The sequence below is a fragment of the Xanthomonas sp. CFBP 8152 genome (assembly GCF_014199025.1).
Taxonomy (GTDB): domain Bacteria; phylum Pseudomonadota; class Gammaproteobacteria; order Xanthomonadales; family Xanthomonadaceae; genus Xanthomonas; species Xanthomonas arboricola_B.
Map to the genome: position 1 here is coordinate 664,918 of NZ_JACHNO010000002.1, position 14,666 is coordinate 679,583.

Genomic DNA, 14,666 nt, shown 5'->3' on the forward strand with positions numbered 1-14,666 from the left:
CCTTTCGTCCTGGAGAGTCCTACATGCCCACCCCGTCGCCGATGCGGCAGCTGTTTTCCGCCATCGTCCTGGCCGCCTTGCCGGCCATCGCCGCTGCGCAAGCCCCCACCGTCACCGCCGCCGATTACGCCCGTGCCGAGCGCCTCACCAGCTATCTGGCGCAACCGCTGGTCGATCACCAGGCCACCCGCATCGACTGGCTGGACGCCACCCACGTGGTCTATGTCGACCACGATGCCAAGGGCAACCAGCTGCTGCAGCTGGACACCGCCACCGGCAGGAGCGCGCCGATCTTCAAGCAGTCCGCGCTGGTCGCCTCGCTCAATACGCTGCTGAAGACCGGCGACAAGCCGCTCAAGGCCGACACCTTCGCCCCGGTGGTCAAGCGCACCGCCGATGGCCGCTACCGCCTCAACGTGCGCGACACCGCCGTGGTCTGCGATGCGCGTGCGCGCTGCAGCAAGCTGTATGCAAAGGACAAGGCCGAGCCGGGCGTGCTGTCGCCGGACAAGCGCAGCGAAGCCTTCATCCGCAACTGGAACCTGTGGGTGCGCGATCTCGCCAGCGGCCAGGAGACCCAGCTCACCCGCGACGGCGTGGAAAACTTCGGCTATGCCACCGACAACGCCGGCTGGCAGCACAGCGACAACGCCATCGTTGCGTGGTCGCCGGACTCGCGCAAGATCGCCACCTTCCAGCAGGACCAGCGCAAGACCGGCGACATGTACCTGGTCAGCACCAAGCTCGGGCACCCGGAACTGCAGTCGTGGAAATACCCGCTGGCCGGCGACAAGGACGTGACCATGATCGAGCGCGTGGTCATCGACGTGCCCACGCGCAGCGTGCTGCGGCTGAAACTGCCGCCCGACCAGCACCGCTCCACCCTGTGCGATGACGTCAGCTGCTCGCCGGGCCTGTGGGACGATGTGAAGTGGGCGCCGGACGGCAAGACGCTGGCCTTCGTGTCCACCTCGCGCTTCCACAAGCAGGCCTGGTTGCGCATTGCCGATGTCGCCACCGGCGACGTGCGCACCGCCTTCGACGAAACCGCCAAGACCTATTACGAAAGCGGCCAGGTCACCGCCAACTGGGCGTACCTGCCCGGCAGCAACGAGGCGGTGTGGTTTTCCGAGCGCAGCGATTGGGGCCAGCTGTATCTCTACGACCTGGCCACCGGCAAGCCCAAGCGCGCGATCACCAGCGGCGAGGGCAACGTCACCGAACTGCTGCGCGTGGACCCGGTGACACGCACCGCCTGGTTCGTCGGCGTCGGCCGCAGCCCCGGCGTGGACCCGTATTACCAGCAGCTGTGGAAGGTGAGCCTGGACGGTGGTGAGCCGGTGCTGCTCACGCCAGAAGTCGCCGACCACAGCATTGCGTTGGCGCCCGATGGCGCCCGCTTTGTCGATACCTACTCCACCTCGATCACGCCACCGGTCACGCTGCTGCGCGATGCCGGCGACGGACGCACGGTCAGCACGATCGCCACTGCCGACATCAGCCGCCTCAAGGCGGCCGGCTGGGTGCCGCCGGAGCCGATCACGGTCAAGGCGCGCGATGGCAAGACCACGCTGTATGGCCTGATGTTCAAGCCCAGCAACTTCGACCCGGCGCGCAAGTACCCGGTCATCGATTACGTCTATCCCGGCCCGCAGACCGGTTCGGTCCGCGGCCGCAGTTTCCTTGCCGGCCATGGCGACAATCAATCGCTGGCGGAGCTGGGTTTCATCGTGGTCGCCATCGACGGCATGGGCACACCGTGGCGCTCCAAGACCTTCCACGACACCTGGTACGCCAACATGGGTGACAACACCTTGCCCGACCAGGTGGCCGGCCTGAAGGAACTGGGTCAGCGCTATCCGTGGATCGACCTGGGCCGCGTCGGTATCTGGGGCCACTCCGGCGGCGGCAATGCATCCACCGCCGCGATGCTGCGCTACCCGGATTTCTTCAAGGTGGCCTGGTCGGAAAGCGGCAACCACGACAACCGCGGCTACGAGGACGACTGGGCCGAGAAGTATCACGGCGAGCACATCGTCAACAAGGACGGCAGCTCCAACTACGACGACCAGGCCAACGCCACCCACGCCAGCAAACTCAAGGGCAAGCTGATGCTGGTGCACGGCACCCTGGACGACAACGTGCCGCCATATCTCACCCTGCTGGTGGCCGATGCCCTGATCAAGGCCAACAAGAACTTCGACATGCTGATGCTGCCCAACGCCAAGCACGGTTACGGCGAGCTCACCCCGTATGTCAGCCGCCGCCGCTGGGACTACTTCGTGCAACACCTGCTCGGCGCCACGCCGCCGGCCGACTACCAGATGAAGCCGATGCCCAAGAACTGAGCGGTATGCACGGCACCGTTGCTTAGGGCGCCAATGCAGCACCGTGCAGACGACGAACCGCCACACGTGCCACTCGGGGTGGCGCCGGCCGTACGTGCTGGCGCTGTACGCTTCCACAGCGCCGGGACCTGCTGATGACGACTGCGCTGTGCACCGGTAAGCGGAACATCGCTGGCCGCCGACGCGCTTCAGATGGCGGGCTGACGGAAGCGTGTGGACATCCACACACCTCCGCCAGCCCGGCCACATGCTCACCAGTCCATGGCGACCCGATGCACGTGGCTCGGCAATGCAGCCACCTCATCCAACCATGCAATGCCGATCGTCAGGCAGTGGCAGGGTCGGGAATCGTCGCGGTGGCGGGCGTTGCCTGGTTGTACTTGATCGAGGCGATTGTATTGCACAGTCCCACCAAGGTCTGCCAATCCTGGTTGGCGGAATTCAGATTGGACTGAAGCTGCGGCAGGTTCAAATTGGTGACGTTTCCGTTGCAGTTGGTCAAGTCCGTCACCACGGCATTCAACTCGGACTCAAGCTCTTCCCAGACCTGCAACACCAGGGAAATCTGCGTGCTGGCCGCTTGCGAAAGCGCGATCAATCCATTGACCTGGTCATTCAGCACCGCCAGGCTCGCCGCCTGCTGGGTCACAGCGTTCATATTGCTGTTATCAGCCTCTACCTGGCTCTTCAACGCCTGAATCTTGTTCGATGCGATGACCATTGTTGTGATCAGCGCTGCTGCGGCGACGATCCCGAATGCCAAGCCGATCCCGAACGAGAAAATTGCAATCACCGCACCAGTAAAGAAGGCGACACCTGCGGCAATCGCAGATGCCGTCTCGACGGTTTGCCAATGGCTGATTTCCGACTGCAGCGACGCGATATCGGCCTTGAACGCAGCGATCTTGGCCTGATCCACCTCCTGCTCCTTGGTCGAGTCAACGACTGCCTGCGCCAGCACTGCCGCATCGGAGGTCAGGTTATTGCTGAATGTAGTGATGGACTGCTGGACATTCACCGCGCTCTGCGTATAAGACGTGATTTGGGAGATCATGCTGCCGAACTGAGACTTCAGCGCAGCAATCGCAGCGGCATTGGTCGGATCGTTCTGCAGCACCGCCACCAGGGAATTGATGGTGGACATGCTGACATTGAAGGAAATGCCATAGCCCGCAATCGAGTTGGGGATACTGACGAGATTGGTCGCAATCGGATACCAGCCATTGGCGTGAATCTGTGCATCGCTGAACGCTGTCTGGAACGTGCTGTACCACGTGGGCGAAGGCGAGATCGTCGGCAACTGCGTATTGCCGATGCCCAAGACATAGGCCATGACCGCATTATTGGCATTGAATGCGTTTGCAAGTTGCTGATCGATGGGCAAGGGATCGTTGGAGACGGCAGCCAATACACGCGAGGTACCGATCGCACTCGCGATGCTGGTCACCTGCGGGGCCGAACTCAGAGCAAAGGGAAAAAACGGCTTCTTCTGCGCTTGCATGGATCGTCTCCTGATGCTGTCAACCAATGAATCGAGGAATGTCACCGCCAGATCCGGACCGCTGGTTCTCGGATCCAGACGTTCTGTTTACGTCACCTGCGTGTGGTCCAATGGATCCGTTCGCCTTGGGTCCATGCCGGATTGCGACCACCGATGCCCGAGCCCGGACGCGTTGGACGCTCCATCAACGCTTGCCATTCACACAGCGACTGCCGGTTTGCTGGCACAACGGGACAGCACCGGTGATCGATGCTCTCAAGAACTTTGCCGTGCTATCTGCGAAAGCACCGAGTGCCCGAGAACCCAGCATCCCCTAACGGATGTGCACCGACCCGTCGATTTGTCTCAGCCGGCACATCGTCCGGCAGGTGCAGGCTCTACCACGCCGATCGCCAGGGACGTCCATGAACAGCGGATGCGCTGGTCGATCACTTCCACTGCAATGGCGATCACGCTGCATCGGGGTTCACCCCGACGCGGTCAGCCGGCAGTTCGCGTCGGCACACCCAACAAACCGATACGCCGGAACCACATTTCCAGCGGCACCGTCACCAGCGGCGGCAACGCGGCCAGCAGGCTCAGCGCCCACGCCCACCACGGCCAGCGCAGGCGCAGTGCGGCAAGCACGCTGACCGCCACATAGAACAGGAAGGCCGCGCCATGCAGCCGCCCGAACAGCCACACCACAAGCTCGGTGGTGTGCGTGCCGTACTTGAGCAACATGCCGAGCAACAACCCGGCCCAGGTCAGCCCTTCGATAAAGGCGGCCACGGCAAACAGCCGGCCGATCGGCGACAACGCAGAAGAAGCACGCATGCAACACTCCAGACGGACAGGGATTGCCGCGACGCGATGGCGGCGGCGACGCCCGCTGGCAGTTGCATTCTACAGAGCACATCGCGCATCAGCAGCCGGCCCGCGTTCCTAGCGATAATGGTGGCCCTTGCACCACCTGCCGGCCTCCCATGCGCACCCTCTTCTTGCTCGCCGTGCTTGCACTGGCGCTACTGCCCACCACCTCCATCGCCGTACAGCTGCAGGACGGCGACTTGCTGTTCGTCACCGCCGCCCGCACCGGCCTGAGCGGCGCCATCGACGATGCCACCGCCAGGCAGGATGCCCCCAGCTTCGATCATGTGGCACTGCTCGCCCATGACGCTACCGGACAGGTGCTGCTGCACGCAGACGAACAAGGCTCGCGGCAGCAGCCGCTGCAGGCATTCGTCGAAGAAGCCAACGCCAAGCATCGGCAGATCCATGTGTACCGGCTGACGGAAGAACAGCGCAATGCGATCCCCGGCGCCATCGCGCAGGCACGGCGCATGCTCGGCAAGCCTTACAACCAGACCTACGTGCAGGACGACAACAGCTACTACTGCTCGGACTTCATCGAACGCGCGTTCCGCGCACGGCACGTCTTCGCCCTGCAACCGATGAACTTCAAGAACCTGCAGACCGGCAAGATCTCGCAGTACTGGACCGACTTTTACCGCAGCAGGGGCATGGACGTGCCGCAAGGCCTGCCCGGCACCAACCCGAACGATATGGCGGCCGCTCCGGTGCTGGCGTATGTCGGCCGTTTGAATTGATGCGCGGGAATGCCGGCAACAACAGGCGCCTGCTTCGCCAGTAAGCTAGTGCAGACGCTGCGCGCGGCACAGTATCCGTCGCTGCAGCTGGAGCTGGAGGTGCTCAACGACGAAGATCACCTGAGTGTCGCACCGCGCGGCATCACCCATGGGCTGAAGTTCCTGTTGAGCACCAAGGCTCCCTGAGTGCAATGCCGCGCGCCTGGTTGCGCGGCGCAAGCCGATACATTCCCGGCAGCGCATCGCAAGCACATCCAGTGCCGTGCGGGCGCCGCCAATGCACGGCATGCACAAGCTCTTGCCAATGCCCATACATGCACCGTCCTAGTGTGTGCACATCCATACAGCGTGCCGCACGCAGCGCATTCCGCCTGCGATTGTTGAGCACATGCAGAGGTGTACATGGCTTTGATTCATTCCATCCTGATGGGCGCCGTCGCCGGCATGCGCTCGATGACGCCGCTGGCGGCGGTCACCAATGCTGCGCGTACCGGCAAGCTTCCTGCCGACAACGGCGCACCGCCGCTGCTGGCCAATCCGCTGGCGTCGGCCGGCATGCTCGCGCTTGCCGGCGGCGAGCTGGCAGGCGACAAGATGAAAACCGCGCCCGACCGCATCGTGCTGCCCGGCATGATTGCGCGCATCGCCACCGGCGTGATCGTCGGCGCGGCCCTGGCTCCCCGCCATCAGCGCGGCGTCGCCGCACTGCTGGGCGCGTCCACCGCAGTGGCGGCCGCCTATCTCACCTTCAACCTGCGCATGCGTGCGATCGACCGCTACGGCCAGACCAGTACCGGCGTGGTCGAGGATGCGATCACGGTAGGCGCGGCGACGTTGATCATGCGCGATGCGGCCAAGCACTAGCGCGACGTCCCTCACCTAAGCCTGTCGCCCACCGCAACCACAGGGCGTGCTATGGCGACGGCTGTTCCACCGTCGCCATAGCGAAGCGATAACCCGGTGCGCGGTCGCGCTGCGGCAGTCGCAGCGGCGCAAGTCTCACAGCCTACGTAGGCCGGTAGATCGCGCAGAGCTTGTTGCCGTCCGGGTCGCGCACGTAGGCCAGCCAGACCGGCCCCATGCGGCTTTCACGCACGCCCGGCGGATCTTCGATGGACATGCCACCTGCCGCCACCGCAGTGTCGTGGAAGGCCTGCACCTGCTCGGGCGAGCCGCAGCTGAAGCCCACAGTGGCGCCGTTGCCGCTGGTCGCGGGCGCATCGTCGATCGGCTCGCTGACAACGAAAGTGCTGCCGGCATGGCGATAGAACAGGCGCACATGGCCCGAGTTGGCAGGATTGACCAGGGGTTCGGCGGCACCCAGGACGCCGCCGAGCACCGCATCGTAGAACTGCCTGGATCGCGCAATATTGTTCGATCCCACCATCACATGATTCAGCACGCATCACTCCTGTCCGTATCGAAGGCGCACAGCTTAGGGCAGCGCGTGGGTATCCGGCAGCATTCGGCGAATAGCTGCATCAGCCGCCACGCCCATGCGGCGCCTGCAGATCCAGCACCGGCCCCAGCGGTACGATGCCGGTGGGATTGATCATGTCGTGACTCTGGTAGTAATGGTGCTTGATGTGCTGGAAATTCACCGTGTCTGCGATACCCGGCATCTGATACAGCTCACGCAGGTAGCCGGACAACTGCGGATAGTCGGCAATGCGCCGCAGGTTGCACTTGAAATGGCCGACATACACCGCGTCGAAACGCACCAGCGTGGTGAACAGGCGCCAGTCCGCTTCGGTGAGCCGGTCACCGCACAGGTAGCGCTGCTGGCCAAGGCGCGCATCGAGCCAATCCAGGCTCTCGAATAGCGGCACCACCGCCTCTTCGTACGCAGCCTGCGTGGTGGCAAAGCCTGCCTTGTACACGCCATTGTTGACGGTGTCGTACACGCGCGCATTGATCGCATCGATCTGCTCGCGCAGCGGCGCCGGATAGAAGTCGCCGGGCGCAGCGCCGACCGCATCGAAGGCGCTATTGAACATGCGGATGATGTCGGCCGACTCGTTGCTGACCACCGTGTTGCGCTCGCGATCCCATAGCACCGGCACGGTCACACGCCCGGAATACTGCGGATCCGCCTTCAGATAGACCTCATACAGATGCTGCGCCTGGTGGAGCGCATCGCCCACCACGCCCGGCCCTGGCGCAAACGTCCAGCCCTGCTTGCCCATCAGCCAGTGCACCACCGACACGTCGATCATCGACTCCAGACCTTTCAGGCGCCGGAAGATCAGCGTGCGATGCGCCCACGGGCAGGCCAGCGACACATACAGGTGATAGCGCCCGGGAGCGGCCTGGAAGCCACCCTCCCCGTGCGGGCCGGGGCTACCGTCGCGCGTCACCCAGTTGCGGAACTGCGATTGCGAGCGCTCGAAACGCCCACCGCTCTTGTCGGTGTCGTACCAACTGTCCTGCCACTTGCCATCGACCAATAGGCCCATTTAGCTCTCCTTCTGCAACGTTGAAGGATCACCGTAACGCAGACGATTTGGAGGCAGCGCGATGGTCGGGCGTTTCATCGGCAAACACAGCGTTGCAGTGGGCCTGCACGCCCCTATGAGCAACAGACGCAGATCGGCCCACAACGCAGGGCGAAATTTTGCCAAGGTCGACAATATACTAAAGGTAGGTTACTAATGGTAATTAAATCCCACCGGACCAATCCATGCACACCCTGATCGTCGTTGCACACCCGGACACCCAATCATTGACCCACGCGGTCGTCGCCCGCCTCGCCGATGGGCTCGCCACCGCGCAGGCCGGGCACTCGGTCGAGATTGCCGATCTGGCGGCGGAAGGGTTCGACCCGCGCTTCACCGCAGCGGACATCGCCTTGTTCCAGAAAAAGGCGCCGGCACCGGCAGACGTCGCCGCCGAACACACGCGGCTCGATCGGGCCGACGCCCTGGTGTTGGTCTACCCGATTTATTGGTGGTCGTTTCCTGCTTTGCTCAAAGGCTGGATCGACCGTGTGTTCACCAACGGCTGGGCCTATGCAGAATCGGAAAACGGCAACGTGGTGAAAAAACTACAGCGCCTGCAGATCCACCTGGTGGCTGTGGGCGGTGCGGACGCAGGTACCTTCGCTCGCCATGGCTACGACCAGGCCATGCAGACGCAGATCGCCCACGGCATCTTCGATTACTGCGGCGCACCGGTCGCAACAGCGCAGTTTCTGCTTGCCTCCGATCCTGGCTTTCCGGCAGCGCATCTGGAGACCGCGTGGGCGATTGGCCGTAAGCTGTTTGCCGACCACCGCCCAAGCGCCCCAGAGTCTCGATGAGTCCACCGCCCGATGTATCGCCACGTCGCCGACTGCCCAGGGAAGAACGCACGCGTCAGCTTCTGGCCAAGGCATGGCAACTGATCGGCGAGGAAGGCACCGATGCCCTGACGCTGGGCAGGCTGGCCGACGCGGCCGGCGTGACCAAGCCGGTGGTGTACGACCACTTCGGTACCCGCAACGGGCTGTTGGCCGCGCTTTACCAGGATTACGACGCGCGCCAGACGGCAATCTTCGACGCCGCCGTCGAGGCCGCTGCGGCGACCCTGCAGGACAAGGCCCGCGTGATCGCCACCAGCTACGTCAACTGCGTGCTGACCCAGGGACGCGAGATCTCCGGCGTCGTCGCTGCCCTCACCGGCTCCCCGGAACTGGCCGCCGTCAAGAAACAATACCAACACGCCTTCATCGCAAAGTGCGCAGCGCTGCTGGCGCCTTTTTGCGCATCATCCGGCATTTCGCCCGCCAGCCTATGGGCCATGCTCGGCGCTGCCGACGCACTCTCCGACGCAGCCGTTGCCGGCGATCTCAGCGAAGCGCAGGCGCAGCACGAACTGCAGGCGATCATTCTGGGCATGGTCGAGCGAAACGGTTAACCCGGCAAGGCAACAAGGAAGTTGCCGGTCACTTGAGCCATCATTGGACAGCTGGACTGACCTGCGTGTCATTCCAGAACGCGCGACGCATTGCAACGTCCCAGAGCTATCTTCGGCTGACCGAAGCGAACGCAATGACCACTGGCTGTTGAAGCCCAAGACATGCAACGGCAAGGCAACACATGTTGCCTTGCCGAAATTTGGCGACACACGCTACTTGGCAATCACCGACGTGCCGGAAGGCACCATGTAGCAGGCCTGCGCCTTCTTGCAGGCATCGGCAGTGAGTTCGGCGATCTGGCTGGCCAGGTACTGCTCGGGCGTCAGGCCCATGCGATTGCGGTATGCATTGTCGGCATCGGCCTTGGCAACCTGTTCCTGCTCGCGTTGCCGCTCTGCGGTCGTCGCCTCGACCAGCGTCTTGACACGCTGTTGCTGCGCAGCGGTGAGGTTCATCTGCTGCAACACGTCCGGATTGGGGCGCGCGCGGCCGAGCGTGATGTTCTGGATCTGGATCGGCAAGCCTTGTTGCTTGACCAGCGTGCTGACGTTCTGGGTGACCGACTCGTCGATCTTCCTGGCGGTATCCGGGTCGCTCATCATCTTGGTCATGTCGTAGCGCTTGACCTGATCGCGCACGATTGAGGCGTACTGGCTGGCGACATTGTTCTTGAACCAGTCCTGCCCAAACCCGGACAGCAGCAAGGCCGGGGCGGTGATCCGGTACTGGATCTGGGTCGAGAAGTCCAACAGGATATTGTCGCTGGAGGAGAAATCGTCGAAGGCCACCTGCACGGTTTGCGGGGTGACATCCACATACGACGCAGAGGTGGTCAACCAGGTGTACGTGCGCCCGGGATCCCGCACATCGTCCAGGCGGATGCCCCCCTTGCCGAAGAACAGCGGTTTATCCACCAGCACGGCCTGTTGCCCCGGATCGGGCGAGACCACCGTACACGCACAGAGCAAGCCGGCCAGCCCGAAAGCCAGCATGGAATTCTTCATCAAGGTCCCCTTGAATGGACGGGCATGATGCCCTTCCGTGTGTGGGGAAGATTATCCAATCCTGGATGCGATCGCACCCCGGCCTCCCGCATGACGGGCGGCAACACGCCGCTGCATGCAAACACGTGCACACAGATCTTCCAGCCGTGTGCTGAGAGCTGAACCTGGCGCACGCCCTGCGCGGCAATTGGCTGCATCCGCAGCAGCGACGCCCTCACCGCCGCAACCTGTCCAGCCCTGTCATTGGCGCGCGCACCCAAGGATCGGCGAAAATAGCCGCGGTCCGGACGCTCCGGCCTGCGGCGGCAGCGGTCCTGGCCAGCGCGGCCGCTGGCCGCCATCCATCGTGTCCACCGCGCCGCCCGCTGCATGCGCTTCGCCTTCTGCCGCTCTTTTCCGGATCCATCTTGAACACCAACGCCCCGCCCCTGCCCGCCGACGACCTGCCCCTGACCGACCGCCTGCGCGCGGCGCTGGACCTGCTGGAGGCCATCGAGGCCGACCGCAGCGTGCTCGACACGCTGCCCGAGGCCGACCGCGTGCGGCTGCACCAGGTGGTGGCCAGGGTCTATCACCCCGAGCCGAAGGCGCGGCGACAGTTGCTCAAGCAGCGCGAGCGCGAGCGGCACCAGGAGAAGGTGCGCAAGGCCGAGGCGCTGCTCGAGCAGCGCGGCATCCGCGCACTTCGGCGCAAACCGGTGTTCAGCACGCCGAACTTCTTCCCGCCACATGCCGCCGGCCTGCACGACGCGCACAACGGCCACAACGCCACTGCCGCACCGGAGCCCACGCATTCGCCGGAGTTGCGCCACTGCTACGTGTGCAAGCAGAAGTTCACCCAGCTGCATCACTTCTACGACCAGATGTGCCCGGCCTGCGCCGAGCTCAATTTCTTCAAGCGCACCGAAACCGCCGACCTGCGCGGACGCGTGGCGCTGCTGACCGGCGGACGGGTCAAGATCGGCTATCAGGCCGGCCTGAAGCTGCTGCGCGCCGGTGCGGAACTGATCGTCACCACACGTTTCCCGCGCGATTCGGCCGCGCGCTATGCGCAGGAGCCGGACTTCGGCCAATGGGGCCATCGCCTGCAGGTGTTCGGCCTGGATCTGCGCCACACCCCCAGCGTGGAAGCGTTCTGCAGCCAGCTGCTGGCCACCCGCGACCGCCTGGACTTCATCATCAACAACGCCTGCCAGACCGTGCGCCGCCCGCCGCAGTTCTACGCGCACATGATGGCCGGCGAAACCGCCGCGCTGCACGAGTTGCCGGACACCGTGCGCAACCTGGTCGGCCATTACGAAGGCCTGCGCACGCCCGAACCGCTGCGCGATGCCTCGGCGATGGCGCTGCCGGCGGTGCATGGCCGCGGCCTGGACGGCGCCGACGGCCTCACCCGCGCCGCCGAGCTGTCGCAGGTGGCGCTGCTGGACGACGAGCTGGTCGGCCAGCAGCACCTGTTCCCGGAAGGACGGCTGGACCAGGACCTGCAGCAGGTGGATCTGCGCGGGCGCAACTCCTGGCGCCTGCTGCTGGACGAAGTGCCCTCGGTGGAGCTGCTGGAGACCCAGCTGGTCAACGCCATCGCGCCCTTCATCATCAACGCGCGGCTGAAGCCGCTGATGCTGCGCACGCCCGAGCGCGACAAGCACATCGTCAACGTCTCGGCGATGGAAGGGCAGTTCTACCGCAACTTCAAGACCACGCGGCATCCGCATACCAACATGGCCAAGGCCGCGTTGAACATGATGACGCGCACCTCGGCGGCCGATTACCAGAACGACGGCATCCACATGAACAGCGTCGACACCGGCTGGGTCACCGACGAGGATCCGGCCGACATCGCCGCGCTCAAGGTCCAGCAGGAACGCTTCCACCCGCCGCTGGACATCGTCGACGGCGCCGCGCGCATCGTCGACCCGATCATCCACGGCGCCAACACCGGCGAGCATGTGTGGGGACAGTTCCTCAAGGATTATGCGCCGACGGATTGGTAAGGGCTTTCAGCGGCAGGCGCCTGTACCGGCGTCTGCCGCAAATGTTGCCGCCATGTGCAGAATGGCCGAGCTCCCTTGTCGCCCCATTGACTGTGCCACCGCTAGCGTCGGGGTCAATCAACCGAGGCGCACACATGACAGAGCACGGCAAGCCCAATCCGATCATCGACACCATCTCCAATGTCATCGGCGCCATCCGTACCGATGACGACATGCACGACCTGGCCCAGGCGCACGATGCGCTCGAACCCAAGGCCATCGAAAAGCTGACGCCAGCCGAAGCCCGGCAGCAGCCGACCATCGCCGATGCGGTCAAGAAGCTCCTGCATGACCAAGGCAAGTCCGCCGACCCGGAAGTGCTGGTGCCCGGCGTCAAGCGCACCTCACACACCCTGGAAACGCCCGCCGGCAATCTCCCGGCCTTCGTCTATACCCCGCAGGGCGGTACCGCACTGCCGGTCATCGTCTATTTCCACGGCGGTGGCTGGGTGATTGCCAATGCCGAGGTCTATGACGGCGGCGCGCGCGGGCTGGCCAAGGAAACCGGCGCCATCGTGGTCTCGGTCGACTATCGCCAGGCGCCCGAACACAAGTTCCCCGCCGCCTGGGACGACGCGCTCGCCGCCTACGAATGGGTGCTGGCAAACGCGGCAAGCATCGGCGGCAACCCGCAGCACATCGCACTCGCAGGCGAGAGCGCCGGCGGCAACCTCGCCATCGCCACGGCCGTGGCCGCGCGCGACAAGGGGCTGCAGGCACCGACGCATATCCTGGCGGTCTACCCGGTCGGGCAGACCGGCAGCCTGCACACCGAGTCCTACATCGAAAACGCCATCGCCAAGCCCCTGAACAAGGCCATGATCGAATGGTTCGTGGGGCACCTGATCCGCAGCGACGCCGACAAGGCGGATACGCGTCTGGACCTGGTCAATGCCAACCTGCGCGGCCTGGCACCGGTGACAATCATCAACGCCACCATCGACCCGCTGCGCAGCGACGGCGCCAAGCTGGAAGACGCCCTCAAGGAGGCCAACGTACCGGTCGAGCGCGAGGTCTACACCGGCGTGACGCACGAGTTCTTCGGCTGTGCAGCAGTGGTTGCCAAGGCGAAGGCAGCGCAGGAGTACGCAGGCAAGCGGCTACGCGAGTCGTTTCGCTAAGCAGGGCACACTGTTTGGCACGACCGTTATGCCCCGCAATAGCAGGGACAGATAACGTACAAAGACGAGGGCCGCCTGGCATACCAGGCGGCCCTTGGGTTTTTTCTAGTCTCAATTTGTACGTTATTAAAACTATTACTGTCGGGACAGGTGTCGGCTCGAAGCCTGCCTCGTACACGGCACGATGTGACAAGCCTGGGACTAAAAAGGACTACCGCAGCAACTCCTGCCGCAGCCTTTGCTTGTACGATCCAGCCAGGGAGGCGTCGCGGCCAGACAAGGAGTTCGTCATGACTGAAATCCACTCCAAACGTGCAGTTGCCTATGCGCAGGTCAGGCGCGCACTGCAATCCGGGCAGTATCCGCCCGGGCAGCGCATCGACCCGGCAAAGCTGGCTACCGAGTTCAAGATCAGCCCCACGCCGGTGCGCTTTGCCCTGTATCGCCTGGTCGGCGAAGGCCTGGTCATCGATCACGCACGCTTTGGCTTGCAGGTACCGCTGCTCACCGAGGTCGCGCTGCGGGATCTTTACGACTGGATGGACCGCCTGTTGCGGATGGCCTGCGATATCGGCGTTGCATCGACGCCGCATGCCCCCGGCCAGTTGGAACCCACCACCGCGCCTGCGGACGTGGTCAAGCAAACCTGGAAGCTCTTCGACGCCATTGCCCACGCCACTGCGCATTGGTCGCTGCATCGTGCCGTCAGGCAGGCCAACGACCGGCTGGCACCGGTGCGACGTGCCAAACATGGCCTGCTCGACTCCCTCGAAGAAGAACTGGCAGAGCTCACGCTGCACTGGCAGCAGCGCGACCTCGCCGCGCTACGCATAGCGCTACACGCCTATCACGCGCGCCGCATCCAGGCCGTGCCGCGCATCGTGGCGGTGATGAATGAGCGCATCAATCAGGCTTATCGGCCCGGCGACTGACTGTCGCCAGCGCAAGGCCTGGCAGGATCTGCATGCTGCGCTGGCGCACTGCCGGTAACGTGCGCCTGATGTGGCATGAACGGCGCGATGCGATGCCACCGGCCAGGTTTCTACAGCCATCTTCGATGGCGGTCACACAGTGCATTTAATTATGACGGTGTTACGACTTAATCATTTGAAAATCAATAAGACCGCTTTTTACCTTGTCTGCGTCATGGATCCCCATGACGCAACCAGGAGACA

The 14,666-nt window shown here is 64.0% G+C and carries 13 protein-coding genes and 1 pseudogene; 9 read left to right on the forward strand and 5 right to left on the reverse strand.

The window, feature by feature from the left end; genetic code table 11:
• Nucleotides 1-23: 23 nt before the first annotated feature.
• Nucleotides 24-2,348, forward strand: a complete 2,325-nt coding sequence (locus FHT09_RS10470) for a S9 family peptidase (RefSeq protein WP_104606560.1) — start codon at nucleotides 24-26, stop codon at nucleotides 2,346-2,348.
• A gap of 325 nt (nucleotides 2,349-2,673) precedes the next feature.
• On the opposite strand, the gene FHT09_RS10475 is transcribed toward FHT09_RS10470, so the two are convergent.
• Both FHT09_RS10475 and FHT09_RS10480 read right to left on the reverse strand, forming a co-directional pair.
• Complete coding sequence (locus FHT09_RS10475) at nucleotides 2,674-3,849, reverse strand: HBL/NHE enterotoxin family protein (RefSeq protein WP_104606561.1); 1,176 nt, start codon at nucleotides 3,847-3,849, stop codon at nucleotides 2,674-2,676.
• A gap of 480 nt (nucleotides 3,850-4,329) precedes the next feature.
• Entirely contained in the window at nucleotides 4,330-4,665 is a 336-nt protein-coding gene (locus tag FHT09_RS10480) for a DUF3817 domain-containing protein (protein WP_026064749.1), read from the reverse strand.
• 149 nt (nucleotides 4,666-4,814) lie between these two features.
• Here FHT09_RS10480 and FHT09_RS10485 point away from each other — a divergent pair, with 149 nt between their 5' ends.
• The 3 genes and pseudogenes from FHT09_RS10485 to FHT09_RS10495 all read left to right on the forward strand — a co-directional run bounded on the left by FHT09_RS10485 (nucleotide 4,815) and on the right by FHT09_RS10495 (nucleotide 6,302).
• The gene (locus FHT09_RS10485; protein ID WP_146096539.1) at nucleotides 4,815-5,438 is read left to right on the forward strand and encodes a YiiX/YebB-like N1pC/P60 family cysteine hydrolase; all 624 of its coding nucleotides are present in this window, start codon (nucleotides 4,815-4,817) and stop codon (nucleotides 5,436-5,438) included.
• Nucleotides 5,439-5,483: 45 nt separating this feature from the next.
• A pseudogene (locus tag FHT09_RS10490) lies at nucleotides 5,484-5,624 on the forward strand (alpha/beta hydrolase); the annotation flags it as partial.
• A gap of 216 nt (nucleotides 5,625-5,840) precedes the next feature.
• Complete coding sequence (locus tag FHT09_RS10495) at nucleotides 5,841-6,302, forward strand: membrane protein (RefSeq protein WP_024937826.1); 462 nt, start codon at nucleotides 5,841-5,843, stop codon at nucleotides 6,300-6,302.
• 142 nt (nucleotides 6,303-6,444) lie between these two features.
• Here the strand turns inward: FHT09_RS10495 and FHT09_RS10500 are convergent, their stop codons facing one another.
• Together FHT09_RS10500 and FHT09_RS10505 are read right to left on the reverse strand one after the other, a co-directional pair.
• Nucleotides 6,445-6,840 (reverse strand): VOC family protein, encoded by a 396-nt coding sequence (locus FHT09_RS10500; protein ID WP_104606562.1) that lies wholly within the window; start codon nucleotides 6,838-6,840, stop codon nucleotides 6,445-6,447.
• Between the two features lie 79 nt (nucleotides 6,841-6,919).
• On the reverse strand, nucleotides 6,920-7,894 hold the full coding sequence (locus FHT09_RS10505) for a glutathione S-transferase family protein (protein ID WP_104606563.1): 975 nt from the start codon (nucleotides 7,892-7,894) through the stop codon (nucleotides 6,920-6,922).
• A gap of 224 nt (nucleotides 7,895-8,118) precedes the next feature.
• Here FHT09_RS10505 and FHT09_RS10510 point away from each other — a divergent pair, with 224 nt between their 5' ends.
• Together FHT09_RS10510 and FHT09_RS10515 are read left to right on the forward strand one after the other, a co-directional pair.
• A complete protein-coding gene (locus FHT09_RS10510) occupies nucleotides 8,119-8,736 on the forward strand; it encodes an NAD(P)H-dependent oxidoreductase (protein ID WP_104606564.1) in 618 nt (205 codons plus the stop codon).
• Entirely contained in the window at nucleotides 8,733-9,332 is a 600-nt protein-coding gene (locus FHT09_RS10515; protein WP_104606565.1) for a TetR/AcrR family transcriptional regulator, read from the forward strand. Before FHT09_RS10510 ends, FHT09_RS10515 begins: the two co-directional genes overlap by 4 nt.
• Before the next feature lie 213 nt (nucleotides 9,333-9,545).
• On the opposite strand, the gene FHT09_RS10520 is transcribed toward FHT09_RS10515, so the two are convergent.
• Complete coding sequence (locus tag FHT09_RS10520; protein ID WP_104606579.1) at nucleotides 9,546-10,325, reverse strand: SPFH domain-containing protein; 780 nt, start codon at nucleotides 10,323-10,325, stop codon at nucleotides 9,546-9,548.
• 419 nt (nucleotides 10,326-10,744) lie between these two features.
• On the opposite strand from FHT09_RS10520, the gene FHT09_RS10525 reads away from it, so the two are divergent.
• The 3 genes from FHT09_RS10525 (at nucleotide 10,745) to FHT09_RS10535 (ending at nucleotide 14,423) form a co-directional block, all read left to right on the forward strand.
• Nucleotides 10,745-12,331, forward strand: coding sequence for an SDR family oxidoreductase (locus FHT09_RS10525; protein WP_104606566.1), 1,587 nt, complete (start codon nucleotides 10,745-10,747; stop codon nucleotides 12,329-12,331).
• 134 nt (nucleotides 12,332-12,465) lie between these two features.
• Nucleotides 12,466-13,491, forward strand: a complete 1,026-nt coding sequence (locus tag FHT09_RS10530) for an alpha/beta hydrolase (protein WP_104606567.1) — start codon at nucleotides 12,466-12,468, stop codon at nucleotides 13,489-13,491.
• Nucleotides 13,492-13,781: 290 nt separating this feature from the next.
• On the forward strand, nucleotides 13,782-14,423 hold the full coding sequence (locus FHT09_RS10535; protein WP_181141358.1) for a GntR family transcriptional regulator: 642 nt from the start codon (nucleotides 13,782-13,784) through the stop codon (nucleotides 14,421-14,423).
• Nucleotides 14,424-14,666 lie beyond the last annotated feature (243 nt).

Coding starts and splice junctions, on each gene's coding strand:
- FHT09_RS10480 (WP_026064749.1), bottom strand. CDS start 4,665: ATGCGTGCTTCTTCTGCGTTGTCGCCGATCGGCCGGCTGTTTGCCGTG.
- FHT09_RS10470 (WP_104606560.1), top strand. CDS start 24: ATGCCCACCCCGTCGCCGATGCGGCAGCTGTTTTCCGCCATCGTCCTG.
- FHT09_RS10495 (WP_024937826.1), top strand. CDS start 5,841: ATGGCTTTGATTCATTCCATCCTGATGGGCGCCGTCGCCGGCATGCGC.
- FHT09_RS10505 (WP_104606563.1), bottom strand. CDS start 7,894: ATGGGCCTATTGGTCGATGGCAAGTGGCAGGACAGTTGGTACGACACC.
- FHT09_RS10515 (WP_104606565.1), top strand. CDS start 8,733: ATGAGTCCACCGCCCGATGTATCGCCACGTCGCCGACTGCCCAGGGAA.
- FHT09_RS10485 (WP_146096539.1), top strand. CDS start 4,815: ATGCGCACCCTCTTCTTGCTCGCCGTGCTTGCACTGGCGCTACTGCCC.
- FHT09_RS10535 (WP_181141358.1), top strand. CDS start 13,782: ATGACTGAAATCCACTCCAAACGTGCAGTTGCCTATGCGCAGGTCAGG.
- FHT09_RS10510 (WP_104606564.1), top strand. CDS start 8,119: ATGCACACCCTGATCGTCGTTGCACACCCGGACACCCAATCATTGACC.
- FHT09_RS10530 (WP_104606567.1), top strand. CDS start 12,466: ATGACAGAGCACGGCAAGCCCAATCCGATCATCGACACCATCTCCAAT.
- FHT09_RS10520 (WP_104606579.1), bottom strand. CDS start 10,325: ATGCTGGCTTTCGGGCTGGCCGGCTTGCTCTGTGCGTGTACGGTGGTC.
- FHT09_RS10475 (WP_104606561.1), bottom strand. CDS start 3,849: ATGCAAGCGCAGAAGAAGCCGTTTTTTCCCTTTGCTCTGAGTTCGGCC.